We start from the raw sequence: 16,895 nt of genomic DNA, 5'->3' as shown, positions 1-16,895 counted from the left end.
TCGAAAATGACTTGCTTCGCGCCAATGACCAATATTAGGATTTATAAATTTATTTTTGGTTTAGCTTTCCTGGTTGGATGCACTACTTTACCCGCAAAGGATAACATTATATCAATTGATAGGGATGGTGAGTTAGAGATACCTGGCCACACGATTTTTGGAACTCAAAAAGTTAAAGAAATTGAAAACCATCAGTCAAATAAAGATCCTGAATTGGAGTATATCGAAAAAAGAATAGATGAAGCGTTAAAAGAAAATAATAAAATTGCTATATATATACATGGAGGCCTCAATTATCCAAGTGAGTCAGTAGATAAGGCAAATAAAATATCCAAGCAGATTCAAGAGACTGGATATACTCCGATTTTTATTGATTGGCGGTCTGGGTTCTGGACAACATACAAAGAGCATTTGCTACATAGTCGACAAGGTGAGTACTTAGAAGTCTGGGGGCCACTGACAGCCCCATTTACCTTTTTAGAGGATATTGGTAGAGGAGTTACCAGAGCTCCCATGAGGTTTTTTCAAGTAATGAATAATTATGGAAAATCAATTCTCTTTGGTGAGTACGGTGGTGAGAATAATGCTTCTGAACTAAGCAAACATTATCTTTCTGGTGACTTTGTCAACAATCAGTGCAAAACAAATACTCCTAGTATTGTTAACAATAAATACAATTTTGGAGAGTTGCCAAAACTTTGTGATGAGCGTTCCTTAACTAAAAAAGTTGGAGATGGCTTACTAAACTTTGGTCAAGCAACACTAGCGCTAACTACTGCCCCTATATTTGATACGTTGGCTACAAGTGCCTGGTCAACAATGAAAAGACGAACAGAAATAATGTTCTCAAAAAGAATCTGTTACGATGAAGATGATGGCTGTGATTACAGAAAAGATAGCATTGAAAATTATCAGGCAAGTAAAGAGGGGGCTGCGAGTAAATTTTTTAGAATACTGAAGGAAAAGCAAGACAAAAACAAAAACGTAAAGGTGTTACTGCTCTTAAAATAAGTTAAGCCATATTCATGCGATAATACGCGCATGAAATGTAAACGAGATTCCGATGGTCGAGAAATTGATCACCATACCCTGCAAGTAATGCGTCAGCAGGCGGTCAAAGCAGTGAAAAACGGGCAGACCGCTGCCAGCGTAGCGGCAGTCATGGGCGTCAACATCCGCACCGTGTTTCGCTGGCTATCAGACTTTGCGACCGGGGGGCAAAACGCCCTGCTGGCCAAGAAGATCACGGGGCGTCCACCGCTGGTGACGCCTGAAGAAATGCGCTGGATTGCCGAGATGGTGCGAGATAAAACGCCCTGGCAGATGAAACTGGAGTGTGGCTTGTGGACCTTGTCGTTGATCGGCGAAATCATTCACCGCCAGTTTGGTAAGCGCCTGACCGCACCGAGTGTGGGGCGGATCATGCGGATTCTCGGCTTTACCCCGCAAAAGCCCTTATATCGGGCTTGGCAGCAAGACCCGGTGCTGGTGGAAAAGTGGCAGGCTGACGAGTTTCCTGCCTTGAAGGCCGAAGCGAAACGCACCGGCGCGGTGATTTATTTTGCTGACGAAGCGGGCGTCCGTTCTGACTTTCATGCCGGCACTACCTGGGCGCCGGTCGGACGCACACCCATCGTGAAGGCAACCGGGCGCCGATATGGTTTGAATCTGATCTCGGCGGTCAGTGCGCGGGGCGATTTTCGCTTCATGGTGCAGGAAGGCAACGTCACCGCCGAGGTATTTGTTGAATTCTTGAAGCGCCTGCTGCGCGGTGCCGAACAGCCGATCATTCTGGTCGTCGACGGCCATCCGATTCACAAGACCAAGATCGTAAAAACCTTTGTGGACCAGCAGCAAGGCCGGTTGAAATTGGCCTTTTTGCCACCGTATGCGCCGCAATTGAATCCCGATGAACAGGTCTGGGGCTATATCAAGCCGCGTGTCGCCAAGCAAATGCCGGAAAATAAAATCGAATTAAAGAAACTCGTTCAATCGGCCATGCACCGATTACAGAAACTCCCGGATGTCGTGAAATCTTTCTTTAGGCATCCGGAATGTCGATATGCTGGCGAGTGACAATACTTTCTTTATGAGCAGTACTTGTAGGGCATAGTATGGGAACAATAATAGCCAATAATGTATTGACATACTTTCCGGACATCGAATTTGAAAAAATCGTTTATTTAGCATCTGCTGCTTCCTTCAAAGACTTTGAGGAATCTGTGGTGCCTTATATTAGAAAACATACTTTGACAAAGTTTTTCAATATAACACTTCATCCCATTGCCGAAAATGTCGAGTCTCAATATTTTGGTTTTGGGCAAACAGGAACTCTATTAACTCAAATAGACAACTTCTACGAGTCCCCTATATCTGAAAATAAACGAACTTTAGGTCGATGGGTGAACGTCGTAAATAACTTAACCTATATAGACGGATTAAATGGAATGAAGGATATTAAAAAGAATTTATATTTTAGGACTTTACCGTACGAGCATCATGGGGAATATCCTCAAACGCATGGGGAACTGGATGATAAGGAGTTTATAAAATCCGGAGCGTTTTGGTTGGGCGACCTAGGCCAAAACCGTTAATTTTTTATCGTTCCCACGCTCCGCGTGGGAACGCATCCTCGGACGCTCCAGCGTCCATTACCAGTTGGTAGCGTGCGATGAGGTCACGAACCGCACGGAACAAATGTAAAGCAATTCGCGGTCGGCGAAGCCTGATAGGCAATACCAAAGTGATCGGCCAGTTTCGCCAGCCACTTGTCCAACGTCCACAGCTTTGGCGCCGGGCATGATCAAAACCGAGGCCAGCAACTCAATCGTGTTTTTCATCGTCGTTTGGAGCCAAGCTTTCACTGCACTTATCTGGCTCCGGCTTCAAGCGAATGATCGATATTTTTAATGTTTGAACGGCGGACAATTTTGTTTATCGGCCGATAAGTGAAAAATCGACTGCGAATGGCAAGCTGGCAGCCCGTTGATTCGGCAAGGACCCAATGTGCAACTCTGGTATCATGGCCTCCCGCATGTCGGCAAGCGCGCCGCATCATATCGATTAGAGCCTTTGTGAATACACCCGAATTTTCGTCCCTGCCGTTAAAACCCGCCCTGCTGGAAAACATCGAATCGCTGGGTTACACCCACCTGACACCAATCCAGGCCGAAAGTCTGCCGCATATTCTGGAAGGCAAGGATGTGATCGCCCAAGCTAAGACCGGCAGCGGCAAGACGGCGGCGTTTGGCATTGGCTTGTTGTCGCGGCTGGATTTGAGCAGCTTTAAAGTGCAAGCCATGGTGATTTGCCCTACCCGCGAATTGGCCGATCAGGTCTGCAAAGAAATCCGCCAATTAGCCCGCTTCACGCAAAATATTAAAGTGCTGGCCTTGTGCGGCGGCACACCGTTCGCGCCGCAGCGCAGTTCGCTGGAACACGGCGTGCATGTGGTGGTGGGTACTCCGGGCCGATTGCAGGAACATCTGCAAAAAGCCAGCTTGCGCCTGGATCATTTAAAAGTATTGGTGCTGGACGAGGCCGACCGCATGCTGGACATGGGCTTTGCGGACATCATCTCCGACGTAATTGCCTACGCGCCGACACATCGGCAAACGCTGCTATTCTCCGCGACTTACGCCGAGCCGATTCGCGCCTTGAGCCAGAAATTTCAATTCAAACCGATCTCGGTCAGCGTCGAAACCAGCCATCTGGACAACCCTATCGAACAACGTTTTCATCAGCTAGACAAAGCCAAACGCCTGAATGCGCTCGGTTATTTGCTGGCTTATCATCGCCCGGAATCGACGGTGGTGTTTTGCAATACCAAGCGCGAATGCCAGGACGTGGCAGATACATTGACCAATTGCGGCTTTTCCGTGCAGGCCTTGCATGGCGATTTGGAACAAAAAGACCGCGATCAAGTGTTGGTGCGTTTTGCCAATAAAAGCTGTTCGATTCTGGTCGCTACCGATGTTGCCGCGCGCGGCCTGGACATCAAAGACATGCAAGCGGTGATCAATTACGAACTACCTTGGGACCCGGAAGTGTACGTGCACCGAATTGGCCGTACCGGCCGTGCCGGCGCGAAAGGCCTGGCACTGAGTTTAGTCAGCGAAGCGGAGTTAAACCGCGTGAAAGCCATCGAAGACTATATGGCAGGTTCCGTGAAATGGGACGAAATCGCGCCGTTTAAACTGAGCAGCGAACACCGCTTCGAGCCGCCGATGGTCACGCTATGGATAGACGGCGGCCGCAAGGACAAGATGCGGCCGGGCGATATTTTGGGCGCACTCACCGGCGCTAACGGCATAGCCGGCGGCGAAGTGGGCAAAATCGACATCTTCGATAAACACGCCTATGTAGCGGTGAAACGCGGCAGTGCGGATAAGGCTTTGACCTGCTTGCGGGCCGGCAAAATCAAGGGCCGCAATTTCAACGTGCGCAAATCGCAATGGAATTAGTTTAAAGCCTTGAGCAGCGGTTTTGCTTGGTTTTTCTGACGGCATTCCCGCATCCCTGCCGACGCGGGGATGACGACTGAAGACGGATGATCAGCAACTTAACAGCGTCTGCTTTCGCAACCCAGCAAATATAACAGCGCTCGATAGCCGAATCGCCAAAGCCTGCTATACCTATGCCAGCCGACACTGACTACTCCAAAATAAGATTCGCCTGTGGCACCTAAAACACATATCAGTTACCTGGACACCATTCGCGGCCTGGCGGCCTTGGCCGTTATCAGCGAACATTTCGTCATCGCCTATGGCCTACCCTGCGAAACGCCACTTTGCCAGCAATGGTTGGATTTCTCGCCGCTACACATTTGGTGGGACGGCTCGGCGGCAGTATCGATGTTTTTCGTGCTCAGTGGCGTGGTGCTGTCTTTGCGCTATTTTCGCACGGGACACATACCCGATCTGAGCGAGTTTCATTTGGCGCGTTTCTTGATCAATCGGATGTTTCGGATCTGGTTGCCGTACTTGTTGGTTTTGCTGATTAGCGCCTGCCTGTTTCTGAACACCTTCGACAGCGCGATACTAAAGACCAGTCTGCCGGCAACTGACTGGATAACCGGCATGTGGCATAAATTTCCGTTAACACCCTCTGACATGCTACGTGAGAGCTTTTTGTTGAAATTGCCCGCCTTGATCGTACTACTGCCGCAAGCTTGGACTTTAAGTATCGAATTGGTATTGTCTTTGCTGTTGCCAGTAGGCTTATTGCTGGCCGGACGCGGCAGTTCTTGGCTGGTATTTTTTGGCTTGCTGGCGACCAGCCTATTGGGTGTGTCGATTTTCTTGCTGCATTTTCTATTGGGCATGACCATTGCCAGACACTACACCGATCTTACCCATTACCTGTCCGGCCGACGCTGGCAACGGCGTTTGTTGCTATTGACCGGCTTAGCGTTTTATACCTGCGGCACTTTTGTGCCGTCCGACATTTTTGGCGATACCGCAGTCTGGCTGGGTTCCGGTTTGGGAGCCGGCTTGATTTTGATGTTCGTGCTAGGTTCTAAAGATGCACAGCAGGTGCTATCGCAACCGATGTTACGGCAAATCGGCAAAGTGTCTTACAGCGCCTATCTCAGCCACATGGCGATTCTGATTTGTCTAACGCCGCTGGTTTTAAAATTTTTGGAAGGGTTTACCGAAAATCGGCTGGCACTTTGGTTTGGCGGCTGGCTTATCACCATAGTCTGTGTACAAGGGGTTTCTTTGTTGTTTTATCATTGGCTGGAAATCCCCAGCATGAGTTTGGGGCGGAGGGTGACCGATGCCATAGCAAGCATCGGCAAGCCGACGCTATAATCCCAATAATCACTCCATTTTTAGCTACTTAATCATGCGATTTGCTGCCCTTTCGACAATATTATTAAGCGTTGCCGCGTTTAGCACCAGCTACGAGGTCAAGGCTGGTTCAACGGCTCAAGACTGGGCCAAGGTCACCACGCCGACCCAGGAACCCAGCGAAAGCATCGGCACTTATACCAGTGGCTGCATCAGCGGCGCGGCCGCCCTGCCCCTGGACGGCCAAGGTTATCAAGTGATGCGCTTATCGCGCCACCGCTATTATGGGCATCCTAACTTAATCGGTTTTATCCAGCATCTGGGCCAGTTCAGCGCCGAGCATAAATTGGGCTCGTTGTTGATCGGCGATTTAGGCCAACCACGCGGTGGCCCCACTTTAAGCGGACATCGCAGCCATCAGTCAGGCTTGGATGTGGATATATGGTTTTTATTATCGGAACCAGCCAGTAACCGGCAGCTAACGGCCAATGAACGCGAAACCTGGAGCGCACCGTCGGTCGTGAACATGCAAAACGATACTATGGATTACCGGCATTGGTCGCCGGATCTGGCAAAGGTACTGGAAGCAGCCGCACGCCAACCGGAGGTCGACAGGATTTTTGTGAACCCCAGCATCAAACAAGAATTGTGCACCACCAAAAGTCCCGGAGCCGGCGAGTGGTTGAGGAAGATTCGCCCATGGTGGAAACACGACGATCATTTTCATGTGCGCTTGAAATGCCCCGCGCATAGTCCGCATTGCGACTCGCAAGAGCCGTTACCTGCCGGCGACGGTTGCGACGCCAGTTTGGCGTGGTGGTTTTCCGCGGAAGCCAAAGCCCCGTCGAAAAGCGTGCCGTTGCCGCCACCGCCGTTACCGGCATTGTGCGAGCAGCTGTTGCATCGTCCCTGATGATATTGGCGTATCGGCCTTTACAGCATCAGTCGGCTAAATATTTTATTCTTCATTTGAGAGCACCATGCCCGATTTCGTACTTCATCAACAACTGGCGCAAGATTGTTTTAACGTAGGGAGCTTTGCGCTAACGGAATTGTTAATGATGAACGACAGCCAATACCCGTGGTTCATCCTGGTGCCCAGGCGCCACAATATCAGAGAAATTTATCAGCTTGGACAGGCGGATAGACAGGCTCTGCAAAGCGAGTCCTGCCTGCTTGCCGAGGCACTGGCGAGTATTTATCGCCCCGACAAACTGAATATTGCCGCAATCGGCAATCTCGTCCCGCAATTGCATCTGCACCATGTGGTGCGCTATCAAACCGATAAAGCCTGGCCGGCGCCGGTATGGGGAAAGTTCGCCAGCCTGCCCTATGCAGGCGACCAGGCCGAACAAAGGATCACCCAACTCCGTTCCGCTTTGCAGATGCATTTAATCAATTGAAAATTGAGTGAATCTTTAGCTAGGGATAGCAAACGAGAATAGGCAATAACTGAAATAACCCAATTATTGTGTGATTGACGCTCGGTGCAAAAGCACGTCACAATCAAAAAGGTCGCAACGTAAGGACAGGCGCTTGCAAATGTCGTGACTCCAGTTTGAGCCCGCATCAGAAGCTCAGGAAATTTCGAGCCAGGTAAGCCGCTTATATCGATTGCTCAAATCCGTCGAGCTTATGGCAGACTGTGTAAAACTTAAAAAAGCCATTGTTACTACCATGCCTATTTTCATCGTCTGCTGTCTAATCTTAACTCCCCTAACCTTAACCCAAAATGCATTTTTACCCTTACTCAATATAGAGGCCGTATGGGGTGCGGGAGCGTGCCTTGCGGTGCTTTTTCTATTGAGTGGTTGTTTGAAATTAGTACCCAGCAAAATATGGCACGATGGTTTTGCCTCCGCAGGCTTATGGACTTGGTACGGTTACTGGAGCCCGCAATTCAGCGACGGCTCGCCGCAATTCAGCGTGTTTCCAGTTTATTTTGCTTTGCTTAGCAGTTGGATGCTACTGGCTTTAATCAACAAAAGTCCGCAGTTTGATTGGGAATCCCAAGAATCCTTGCGCTATATGCAAAAATATTTGGCCCGCTTCGATTCCTGCGCCGTTGCGGTATTGGTGCTGATTTGTCTGGCACTACCTGAGCACTATCTATCCTACCCGCTTGCAATGACCTTTTTCATCGTCCGTAGTGCTTTTCAGCGCTGCCTGGAGATTATTGATAGCCTGTAATTTTTTTTCATTGCTTACCACTTCCGCGCCATATCTTCCCACCTGATGCGGCGCGGTAGCCCAACTAAAACCGGGTTACCGCGCCTGCTACGGCACGATGCCTAAAATACGCCGGGCTAAGCGACTTCCTTGGCCTTATCCTGATAACTATCAATTTGATCGAAGTTAAGATAACGATAGGTATCCGCGCTGGTTTGTTCGATGCTGGCGGCATATTGCATATACTCGGCAACCGTCGGAATCTTGCCCAATAGCGAGCACACCGCTGCCAATTCCGCTGAGGACAGATAGACGTTCGCACCATTGCCCAAACGGTTGGGGAAGTTGCGGGTCGATGTCGATACCACGGTCGAACCTTCCGCCACTCGCGCCTGGTTGCCCATGCACAAGGAGCAGCCCGGCATTTCGGTGCGCGCTCCGACCTTGCCGAAGGTGCCGTAATAGCCTTCTTCCACCAACTGGTTTTGATCCATTTTGGTCGGTGGTGCTACCCACAAGCGTGTGGGCAAGGCCCCGGCTTTTTCCAGCAACTTGCCGGCGGCGCGGAAGTGGCCGATGTTGGTCATGCAGGAACCGATGAACACCTCGTCGATCTTGGTGCCCGCCACTTCCGACAAAGGCTTGATGTCATCCGGGTCGTTCGGGCAAGCTAAAAGCGGCTCGGTGATTTCGTTCAAATCGATTTCTATAATTTCCGCATACTCGGCATCCTTATCCGCTTCCATCAAAACCGGATTCGCCAACCAATCTTGCATGGCTTTAATCCGGCGCTGGATGGTTCTGGCATCGCCGTAGCCTTCGGCGATCATCCATTTCAGCAAGGTGATGTTGGAGTTCAGATACTCGCGAATCGGCGCTTCGTTGAGTTTGATTGTGCAGCCGCCGGCGGATCGCTCTGCCGAGGCATCTGACAACTCGAACGCTTGCTCGACTTTTAAATCCGGCAAACCTTCGATTTCCAAAATCCGGCCGGAAAACACGTTCTTCTTACCTTGCTTGGCGACGGTCAATGAGCCGCTTTTCAATGCCGCATAAGGAATAGCGTTGACTAAATCGCGCAAGGTAATGCCAGGTTGCATCTGGCCCTTGAAGCGCACCAATACCGATTCCGGCATATCCAGGGGCATCACGCCGGTCGCCGCAGCGAAGGCCACCAGGCCGGAACCGGCCGGGAAGGAAATACCGATCGGGAAACGGGTATGTGAGTCGCCGCCGGTGCCGACGGTATCCGGCAATAGCATACGGTTCAACCAGGAGTGGATCACGCCGTCGCCAGGACGCAACGAGACGCCGCCGCGAGTCATGATGAAGTCCGGCAAGGTGTGCTGCATTTGCACGTCCACCGGCTTGGGATAAGCGGCGGTGTGGCAGAAGGACTGCATCACGAGATCGGCGGAAAAACCCAGGCAGGCCAGGTCTTTGAGTTCGTCGCGGGTCATCGGCCCGGTGGTGTCTTGCGAACCTACGGTGGTCATTTTCGGTTCGCAATAGCTGCCAGGCCGCACGCCGGCCACGCCGCAAGCCTTGCCGACGATTTTTTGCGCCAGGGTAAAACCTTTGCCGGTATCGGCGGCTTCGCCCAAACGGCGAAATACCGTAGAAGCTGGCAAGCCCAAGAATTGGCGGGCACGGTCGGTCAAGCCGCGGCCGATGATTAACGGAATCCGGCCACCGGCGCGGACTTCGTCGAAGATCACTTCGGTTTTTAGTGCAAATTCGCAAATCACTTCATCCGTACCGTGGCGTTTGACGAAGCCTTGATACGGATAAATGTCGATCACATCGCCCATCGCCATACCGGTGACGTCACACTCGATTGGCAGCGCGCCGGAGTCTTCCATGGTGTTGAAGAAAATCGGCGCGATCTTGCCGCCGATACAAACACCACCGCCGCGTTTATTGGGGATAAACGGAATGTCGTCGCCCATGAACCACAGCACCGAGTTGGTGGCGGATTTGCGCGAGGAACCGGTACCCACCACGTCGCCGACATAGGCCACCGGGAAGCCCTTGGCTTTCAGTTCGGTGATTTGTTGCTCTGCATTGGTGATGCCGTCGCGCGGCATTTTCAGCATAGCCTTGGCGTGCAACGGAATATCGGGTCTGGACCAGGCATCCGGTGCCGGTGACAGATCGTCGGTATTGGTTTCGCCTGTGACTTTAAACACCGTCACGGTGAGCTTTTCCGAAACTTCCGGCTTGGCGGTAAACCATTCGGCATCAGCCCAGGATTGCAGTACCTGTTTGGCATAAGCGTTGCCTGCTTCGGCTTTTTCCTGCACATCGTGGAAGGCGTCGAAGATCAGCAAAATTTGCGACAGTGCTTTCGCGGCAATGGGTGCCAACGTGGCGTTGTCCAGCAATTCGATCAACGGTGCGACGTTGTAACCACCCAGCATCGTGCCGAGCAATTCGGTGGCTTTTTCAGCTGTTAATAGTGGCGATGTCGCCTCGCCTTTGGCAACGGCGGTAAAGAAACCGGCTTTGACATATGCGGCTTCGTCTACCCCAGCTGGAATACGGTTTTCCAGCAAATCCAGCAGAAACGCTTCTTCGCCGGCAGGCGGCTGTTTCAATAATTCAACCAGCGCGGCAACTTGTTCGGCGTCCAGTGGTTTGGGAACGATGCCTTCGGCAGCGCGTTCGGCGACATGTTTTCGGTATTGTTCTAGCATGATGATTTCCGGTAAAAATTATTGACCTTGGGATGCGTTGGCTGCGGCGGCCTGTTCGGCTATAAAAGTGCGCATGTCGTCGTTATCAACCCGCTGATAAATCTCGGCAACGTCCAGCGTTAAATCCACTGACTCGAAGCGGGCTTGATCGCCGAGAAAGTAATGGTTGGACACCCAGCCTTCGCTACGCCGACAGACTTCGACATCGACGATGTCCTGCTCGATCAGCACATATTCCAGCAAGCTGGGAATGGTTTGGTATAAGCGGCGCTTGATGGTTTCGTCGCGGCGGCGAGTGGATTTGGACAGCACTTCGACAATCAAGACTGGCGCTTCGGCATAATAGTCGTGGGTCGAGGTATCCTCGCAAACCACCATCGCATCGGGGTAGAACAGATACTGGCCGATCTTGACTTTGACATCGGAACTGAAGGGTTCACAAGGCTTGCCTTGTAAATGATTACCCAACAGTCGAACCAAACTCATCTTGATGCGCTCATGATTCTTGCTGGCACCCGACATGGCCACCAGCTCGCCGGCGTCATACTCATGCTTTATGTCGCTGAGCAATTCCGCTGCCAGATAATCCTCAACAGACATCCAGGGCTTATCGAATTTAGGTTGCGCACTCATAACCGCCTCCGCCGCAGGTTAATCACTCCATCGCATCGACGATGGCTTGACCCATTTCCTGGGTGCCGTATTTGGTGTCCGGGTTCAAATCCGGGGTGACATAGACACCGCCGTTCACGACTTTTTCAATCGCGTTCAGCATCCGGGTAGCCGCTTCGTGTTCGCCCAAATGGTTCAGCATCATCACGCCCCCCATCATCACAGCCGTAGGGTTGGCGATATTTTTGCCGACGATGTCCGGCGCACTGCCGTGTACCGCTTCGAATAGCGCTGCATCGGCACCTATGTTCGCACCAGGGATCAAGCCCAAGCCACCTACCAAACCGGCAGTCAAATCCGACAAAATGTCACCAAACATATTGGTGGTGACCACCACGTCAAATTGTTCCGGTTTCATGACCATGTGCATGCAGGCCGCGTCGACGATTTTTTCGTCGAATTCGATGCCCGGATATTTGGCCGCCACTTCCCGTGCCGCTCTCAGGAACAAGCCCTGGGTGTATTTCAAAATATTGGCTTTATGACAAACCGTCACTTTCTTACGATTGTTATCGATAGCATATTTAAATGCATATTCCACGATGCGCTCGGAACCGGCCTTGGTGACCACGGCCAAGCTTTCGGCAATGTCTTTAGCCGGTGTCAGATAATGTTCCAAACCGACATAGAGGCCTTCGGTATTTTCGCGCACAATGACAATATCGACGTCGTCGTAACGGGTTTTTACGCCTTTCCAGCTTTTCGCCGGCCGTACGTTGGCGTAGAGATCGTATTGTTTACGCAGTTCCACGTTGATGCTTCTAAACCCTTCGCCCACCATCGTGGTCAATGGTCCTTTAAACGCCACCCGAGTCTGGGCGATAGATTCCATCGTCGCATCCGGCAGCGGCGTGCCGGTTCTTTCATAAGCCGACATGCCGGCGTCCGCCTCATGCCAATGAATTTTCGCACCCGAAGCGTTGATCACCGCCACGGCGGCGTCCATGATCGAAGGGCCAATACCATCACCTTTAATCAACGTGACGTTATGCATTCATTTCTCCTACTTGATGTTTAAAAATAACCAGTCTTTGCGTGCACTCATCTGTATCGCGATTGAGTCGTTACTCATTCGCCTGATAAAGCACCGTTATTGCGAGTAATAATACACAGTTTCGCGCCCCGCCGCATGGTCAAGCGGGATTGGTGTAGGCCTTAATTTCGGGCGTACTCGGAGTTTATCAGCCAAACTCACCCCAGAAATGCAGCAAAATTCATACCCAAGCAGCCTAAGCCGATAATCGGCGTCCGGCAAACCAAAAAGCGGTATCATCGAACCCGCATCATTTTTTACCCAAGCCTTCATCAAAGCTAAACATGATCTCCGTCGATAAACTGATTTTCGAATACCCTGGCCTGCGCGCATTGGACAATGTGTCGTTCGACATCGCTGCCGGCAGCATCACCGCGCTGGTCGGCCCCAACGGCGCAGGCAAAACCACGCTGCTGCGCTGCATGGCGGCGCTGGATCAACCGGTCAGCGGTGCGATCAATATCGCCGGCATCGATGTATTGGAACAACCGCGCGAGTGCCATCGCATCATCGGCTACTTATCGGATTTTTTTGGGCTTTATCAACGCTTGACGGTGCGGCAATGCCTGCATTTCGTGGCCCGCGCCCAGGGCATTTTTGCAACTGATTGCCCCGCCGCCATCGAAGCTGTCAGCCGGCGTTTGCATATTCAAGATAGATTGGAAAACAGCCCGGCCGAGCTATCGCGCGGCCTACGTCAACGGGTAGCCATCGCCCAAGCCATCATCCACAAACCGCCGGTAGTGTTGCTGGACGAACCGGCATCCGGCTTGGACCCGGAAGCCCGCCACGAACTGGCCGAGCTATTTTTAGACCTGCAAGCCCAAGGCATGACACTGCTGGTGTCCTCGCATATCCTCGCCGAACTGGAGGCTTATTGCACCGATATGCTGGTGCTGCGTCACGGCAAAATCGTCGAACAGGTTGCGGTGAAAGCGCCGTCCTTACTAAAACCGTTTAAATTACTGCTGGCACATCCAGTAGAAAACCTGCTGCAACGCCTGCAATCGCTACCCGATGTTAAGGTGTTGAATAGCGACGATAAACAACAAGCCTTACTGCAACTTAATGGCGAGGCGGCTCTACAACACCAAGTATTGAAAGCCCTCATCGCACTGGATTTACCGGTCTGCGAATTCGCCCCAGTTTCTAGCAATCTGCAAGACGCTTACCTACAAACCATCCGCCACAGCTCATGAATCTGAATCCCGAATTTGAACGCCAGCTGATTTTGGAATGCTCGCCAGCTCGGCTGGTAGGTGCGCCAATCGTGCTGGGTGCAGTGTTTACTTTAAGCTATTTTCTGGACGACTACCGGCTGGGCAGCATCACCGCGCAAGCCGCTTTGACGCTATTCATGCTGATTACCCTTTTATGGGGCACCCGGCAAAGCCTGGACAGCATTGTTGAAGAATACCGCGACCGCACCTGGGATACCCAACGCCTGTCGGCGCTCGGGCCTTGGCAAATGACCTGGGGCAAACTGCTGGGCAGTACCAGCATGGCCTGGTACTGCGCCGGCATTTGTTTACTGGTCCATGCGCTGGCGACCGACAATCCGGCCGCCCTACCCTTATTGTTTTTTTACGCCATTGGCACCGCATTATTGGTACAAAGCGCCGGGCTTTTGTTGGGTTTGCTGGCAGTGCAACGCGGCCAACTAAAAACCGGTTCGATACTCATTTTGGTATTGGTGGGTTTCCTCGTTTTCATGCCGTCTTTGACTGATTTAACCGAAACGGCCAATTATTTGCCCGGTCATTTTCAAAGCAACACCTGGTATAACCTGACCGTTAACCCACAGACTTTGCACCAAATAAGCCTGCTTTGCGCCTTATTCTGGTGCGTCATGGGCAATTATCGCTTGCTGGCGCAAGACTTGGGTTTGCGAAATTTGCCCTGGGCATGGTTGAGTTTTACGCTGTTTTTGATTGTCTATTTGGGCGGCTTTATTCCCAATACCCACTATTCCTTTTCCCTGGCTGCTTTAGCCGTTTGCAGCGCTTTAACTTACATTGGCGTCATCGTCGAACGGCACGAGCCAATGCGCATCAAACGCTTACTGGATTATCGGCGACAAGCGAATTGGCGCCGAGTGGGTGAGGAACTACCCTTGAGCGCATTGAGTTTTGCGCTAAGCCTGCCGTTTGCGATATTTCTGAGCTTCCAAGAGCAACGCTTTGCCTGGCTGGACATCTCCCTGAATGCCTACCCACTGGCTGTCGTACTATTAGTACTACGCGATTACGCCGTTTACCTGTTTTTTTGCTACGGCAAAAATCCGCAACGCGCGTTTAGCCTGAGTTTACTGTCCGCGGCGCTGCTTTACGGCATTCTCCCCGGCTTGTTCGGCGCGGTCGGCATGACCGGCGTTTCAGCCTTATTCTTTCCACTATGGGCGGATTCTGCATTCTCGGCGTTAGCTTTTGCCGCGCTGCAATGTGCGCTGATTTTAAGCCTACTTTATCAACGCTGGCGGCAAAGTGTTTAAGGCCGATAGAATTTGTTGGTGCGTTAGCTAACTTTTCTTGCTTAGGCCTACCGGAATAGAGAAAATAAAGCCCAGCTACAAAAACAACAATAACTTGGCTATCGGAAACACTGATGCGCTCTTTGCGCCGCATCGAGTACGATGGTTGCGACCAAGACCGGCGGCATGCGCATACCAAATCCATTCATCGAACATCTTGCCGGCAAGGCTTTTTTTCGCGCCCCCACCCACCGTCCGCTCGGACTTTTTCTCGATACCAAACTTTCGCTCAGCCTCACCAAACTGTTTGCCATCCCGCAGTTCGATGAAGATAGCGAACGGCAGTTTTGGGAAGAACGTTACCTAGTATTACTAAGCCCCCTCAAATGGGCGTTAGGCTTGGGAGCCGTCGCATTCCTGGTCTATATCCTGCTGGATCTGCATACTGGTAATACCTCAACCGCAGAAGCCATCTTAAGACTTCCCATAGTCCTGGTACTTTTGGGCTTATTCAGATACCTAAATGTCTGCGTAGAAGCGGCGGCAAAAATCAACACCATCGCCAAACTCAGCGCCGGACTGTCCGCAGCCAATTTAATCGCCATCTTGCTGTACGACGGTAATCCCCGCTATTACGCCGAAACCTGGCCGGCCCTATTGCCCATGTATTTTTTCAGTTACGGGCAAATGTTCATGTCGTTGCGGGCGACAATAAGTTTTGGCTGGAGTACTGCGCTGACCATGCCGCTGGCCGGCTATTGGCTTGGCCTGACCGTGATTGACTTGATCCAGTCTGTCCTTAATCTTTGCATCGTCAATATCTTCGGCGTCTGCACCCGCTGCCAACTAGAAGCTTACGCCCGCAAATCCTTCCGCGAGAAACGCAAAGCTCAACTCAGCGCCGACGACAAAACCCGCTTTTTGCAGCAAATGGGCCACAATCTGCGCCAACCCTTGCAAGCCTTAGCCTGCTATGCCGCAGTGTTAGACACCGCCCTAACAAACCCACCTAACAATGGCGCGGCGTTTATGCTCAATCGCATGGGCATGGTGATAGACGAATTGAACGCCGCCTTTAACCATGTCTTAGACATCGCCAACCTGGAAACCGGCCGGCAAATTCCACAACCGGCCAGTATCGATATTAATGCATTGCTGACCGGCTTGGAAAATCAATATGCCCCGCAAGCCGCCAAGCGCGGCATCCGGCTTAAAGTAGTGTTGCGCCGCCAAGAGCCTTATAACATATGCAGCGACAGCAACATCCTGCGGCAAATTCTCGGCAATGTGCTCGATAACGCCATCAAATATACCGAGAGCGGCTGGATATTGGTGTCGGCAGTCAAAACCGGCAAGCAGCATCTGACTTTACATGTCTGCGACAGTGGCCCAGGGATCGCGGAAGAGATGCGCGAAGAGGTATTCAAGGAATTTGTCCGTAACCAGCGTCGCGAGAACGACAACAACATACCCGGCTTGGGAATAGGTTTGGCTTACGTGGCCGCCGCCGTCAAATGTTTACCCGACCACAGTCTGAACTTGGTATGCGGTTCGCGTTTTGGCTGCGACTTTAAACTCCAAGTACCGGTTGCCGAGCCGATGCTGGCTGTATACAGCGGATTAGATCAAGACGGCGACTTCTCCGGCTACTTTGTGATGGTGGTTGATGACGATGCCGAGGTATTGCAAGCCATCGCCAAACAACTCAGAGCTTGGGGTTGCCTGGTACAGGAAGCAGCATCGCTCACGGAAACCGCGGCACTACTAGCCGAAAACGATAGAGATCCGGATTTATTAATCACCGACTTTTACCTGGGCAACCGCGAAACCGCCCATGACATCATCGCCGCAGTCCACACCGCTTGCGGGCCGGTACCGACCATGATTCTGTCCGCCCGCGCCATCTCGGATCACGAAAAAGCCCTGTTACCGGCACACACCGCCATTCTGCGCAAACCCGCCGGCGCCAAAGCGCTGATGGAAGCCATGGCTAAAACCATACAAATCGGCCATTCATTGAAAGACAGCCGTGAAGGAAAACCGTTTACTATTTAAGCGGAGCC

Annotated in this window: 15 protein-coding genes; 11 read left to right on the top strand and 4 right to left on the bottom strand. The window is 51.7% G+C overall.

All coding sequences use genetic code 11. The annotated features are described in order from the left end of the window. Window positions 1-6: 6 nt before the first annotated feature. From DDY07_RS07320 to DDY07_RS07310, 3 genes are read left to right on the top strand one after another with little or no spacing between them, the layout of a single operon-like run. Window positions 7-1,011 (top strand): hypothetical protein, encoded by a 1,005-nt coding sequence (locus DDY07_RS07320; RefSeq protein WP_171695395.1) that lies wholly within the window; start codon window positions 7-9, stop codon window positions 1,009-1,011. A gap of 30 nt (window positions 1,012-1,041) precedes the next feature. After that, complete coding sequence (locus tag DDY07_RS07315; protein ID WP_171694791.1) at window positions 1,042-2,076, top strand: IS630 family transposase; 1,035 nt, start codon at window positions 1,042-1,044, stop codon at window positions 2,074-2,076. 38 nt (window positions 2,077-2,114) lie between these two features. Beyond that, window positions 2,115-2,594, top strand: a complete 480-nt coding sequence (locus DDY07_RS07310; protein ID WP_171695394.1) for a hypothetical protein — start codon at window positions 2,115-2,117, stop codon at window positions 2,592-2,594. A gap of 57 nt (window positions 2,595-2,651) precedes the next feature. On the opposite strand, the gene DDY07_RS07305 is transcribed toward DDY07_RS07310, so the two are convergent. After that, window positions 2,652-2,840, bottom strand: a complete 189-nt coding sequence (locus DDY07_RS07305) for a hypothetical protein (protein WP_171695393.1) — start codon at window positions 2,838-2,840, stop codon at window positions 2,652-2,654. Between the two features lie 234 nt (window positions 2,841-3,074). Between DDY07_RS07305 and dbpA the strand changes: the two genes are divergently transcribed. The 5 genes from dbpA to DDY07_RS07280 all read left to right on the top strand — a co-directional run bounded on the left by dbpA (window position 3,075) and on the right by DDY07_RS07280 (window position 7,982). Next, entirely contained in the window at window positions 3,075-4,463 is a 1,389-nt protein-coding gene (dbpA, locus tag DDY07_RS07300) for an ATP-dependent RNA helicase DbpA (RefSeq protein ID WP_033156232.1), read from the top strand. 213 nt (window positions 4,464-4,676) lie between these two features. Next, window positions 4,677-5,813 carry an acyltransferase gene (locus tag DDY07_RS07295; protein ID WP_171695392.1) on the top strand — a complete coding sequence of 379 codons (1,137 nt, stop codon included), beginning with the start codon at window positions 4,677-4,679 and terminating at the stop codon, window positions 5,811-5,813. Window positions 5,814-5,847: 34 nt separating this feature from the next. Further along, on the top strand, window positions 5,848-6,705 hold the full coding sequence (gene mepA / locus DDY07_RS07290; RefSeq protein ID WP_171695391.1) for a penicillin-insensitive murein endopeptidase: 858 nt from the start codon (window positions 5,848-5,850) through the stop codon (window positions 6,703-6,705). A 67-nt stretch (window positions 6,706-6,772) separates the two neighbouring features. Then, on the top strand, window positions 6,773-7,195 hold the full coding sequence (locus tag DDY07_RS07285; protein WP_171695390.1) for an HIT domain-containing protein: 423 nt from the start codon (window positions 6,773-6,775) through the stop codon (window positions 7,193-7,195). A gap of 412 nt (window positions 7,196-7,607) precedes the next feature. Further along, window positions 7,608-7,982 carry a hypothetical protein gene (locus DDY07_RS07280; protein WP_253734425.1) on the top strand — a complete coding sequence of 125 codons (375 nt, stop codon included), beginning with the start codon at window positions 7,608-7,610 and terminating at the stop codon, window positions 7,980-7,982. Between the two features lie 116 nt (window positions 7,983-8,098). Here DDY07_RS07280 and acnB read toward each other — a convergent pair whose 3' ends face one another. Genes acnB through DDY07_RS07265 form a run of 3 tightly spaced genes read right to left on the bottom strand, consistent with a single transcriptional unit; the run spans window position 8,099 to window position 12,323 of the window. Then, a complete protein-coding gene (acnB, locus tag DDY07_RS07275; protein ID WP_171695388.1) occupies window positions 8,099-10,657 on the bottom strand; it encodes a bifunctional aconitate hydratase 2/2-methylisocitrate dehydratase in 2,559 nt (852 codons plus the stop codon). Window positions 10,658-10,675: 18 nt separating this feature from the next. Then, entirely contained in the window at window positions 10,676-11,290 is a 615-nt protein-coding gene (locus DDY07_RS07270) for a Uma2 family endonuclease (RefSeq protein ID WP_171695387.1), read from the bottom strand. A gap of 22 nt (window positions 11,291-11,312) precedes the next feature. Next, window positions 11,313-12,323, bottom strand: coding sequence for an isocitrate/isopropylmalate dehydrogenase family protein (locus DDY07_RS07265; RefSeq protein ID WP_101052331.1), 1,011 nt, complete (start codon window positions 12,321-12,323; stop codon window positions 11,313-11,315). A gap of 323 nt (window positions 12,324-12,646) precedes the next feature. Between DDY07_RS07265 and DDY07_RS07260 the strand changes: the two genes are divergently transcribed. The 3 genes from DDY07_RS07260 (at window position 12,647) to DDY07_RS07250 (ending at window position 16,887) form a co-directional block, all read left to right on the top strand. Beyond that, window positions 12,647-13,561, top strand: coding sequence for an ABC transporter ATP-binding protein (locus DDY07_RS07260; protein ID WP_171695386.1), 915 nt, complete (start codon window positions 12,647-12,649; stop codon window positions 13,559-13,561). Then, the gene (locus DDY07_RS07255; RefSeq protein ID WP_171695385.1) at window positions 13,558-14,853 is read left to right on the top strand and encodes an ABC transporter permease; all 1,296 of its coding nucleotides are present in this window, start codon (window positions 13,558-13,560) and stop codon (window positions 14,851-14,853) included. Before DDY07_RS07260 ends, DDY07_RS07255 begins: the two co-directional genes overlap by 4 nt. 141 nt (window positions 14,854-14,994) lie before the next feature. Next, entirely contained in the window at window positions 14,995-16,887 is a 1,893-nt protein-coding gene (locus DDY07_RS07250; protein WP_171695384.1) for a hybrid sensor histidine kinase/response regulator, read from the top strand. Window positions 16,888-16,895: the final 8 nt, after the last annotated feature.

Origin of the sequence: Methylomonas sp. ZR1 (genome assembly GCF_013141865.1) — a bacterium.
GTDB lineage: Bacteria > Pseudomonadota > Gammaproteobacteria > Methylococcales > Methylomonadaceae > Methylomonas.
Note: the sequence above shows the minus strand (reverse complement) of the source record. Positions and strands in the feature narration are given on the sequence as shown.

Coding starts and splice junctions, on each gene's coding strand:
- DDY07_RS07265 (WP_101052331.1), bottom strand. CDS start 12,323: ATGCATAACGTCACGTTGATTAAAGGTGATGGTATTGGCCCTTCGATC.
- DDY07_RS07260 (WP_171695386.1), top strand. CDS start 12,647: ATGATCTCCGTCGATAAACTGATTTTCGAATACCCTGGCCTGCGCGCA.
- DDY07_RS07250 (WP_171695384.1), top strand. CDS start 14,995: ATGGTTGCGACCAAGACCGGCGGCATGCGCATACCAAATCCATTCATC.
- DDY07_RS07305 (WP_171695393.1), bottom strand. CDS start 2,840: ATGAAAAACACGATTGAGTTGCTGGCCTCGGTTTTGATCATGCCCGGC.
- DDY07_RS07270 (WP_171695387.1), bottom strand. CDS start 11,290: ATGAGTGCGCAACCTAAATTCGATAAGCCCTGGATGTCTGTTGAGGAT.
- DDY07_RS07320 (WP_171695395.1), top strand. CDS start 7: ATGACTTGCTTCGCGCCAATGACCAATATTAGGATTTATAAATTTATT.
- DDY07_RS07285 (WP_171695390.1), top strand. CDS start 6,773: ATGCCCGATTTCGTACTTCATCAACAACTGGCGCAAGATTGTTTTAAC.
- DDY07_RS07315 (WP_171694791.1), top strand. CDS start 1,042: ATGAAATGTAAACGAGATTCCGATGGTCGAGAAATTGATCACCATACC.
- DDY07_RS07255 (WP_171695385.1), top strand. CDS start 13,558: ATGAATCTGAATCCCGAATTTGAACGCCAGCTGATTTTGGAATGCTCG.
- mepA (WP_171695391.1), top strand. CDS start 5,848: ATGCGATTTGCTGCCCTTTCGACAATATTATTAAGCGTTGCCGCGTTT.
- DDY07_RS07310 (WP_171695394.1), top strand. CDS start 2,115: ATGGGAACAATAATAGCCAATAATGTATTGACATACTTTCCGGACATC.
- acnB (WP_171695388.1), bottom strand. CDS start 10,657: ATGCTAGAACAATACCGAAAACATGTCGCCGAACGCGCTGCCGAAGGC.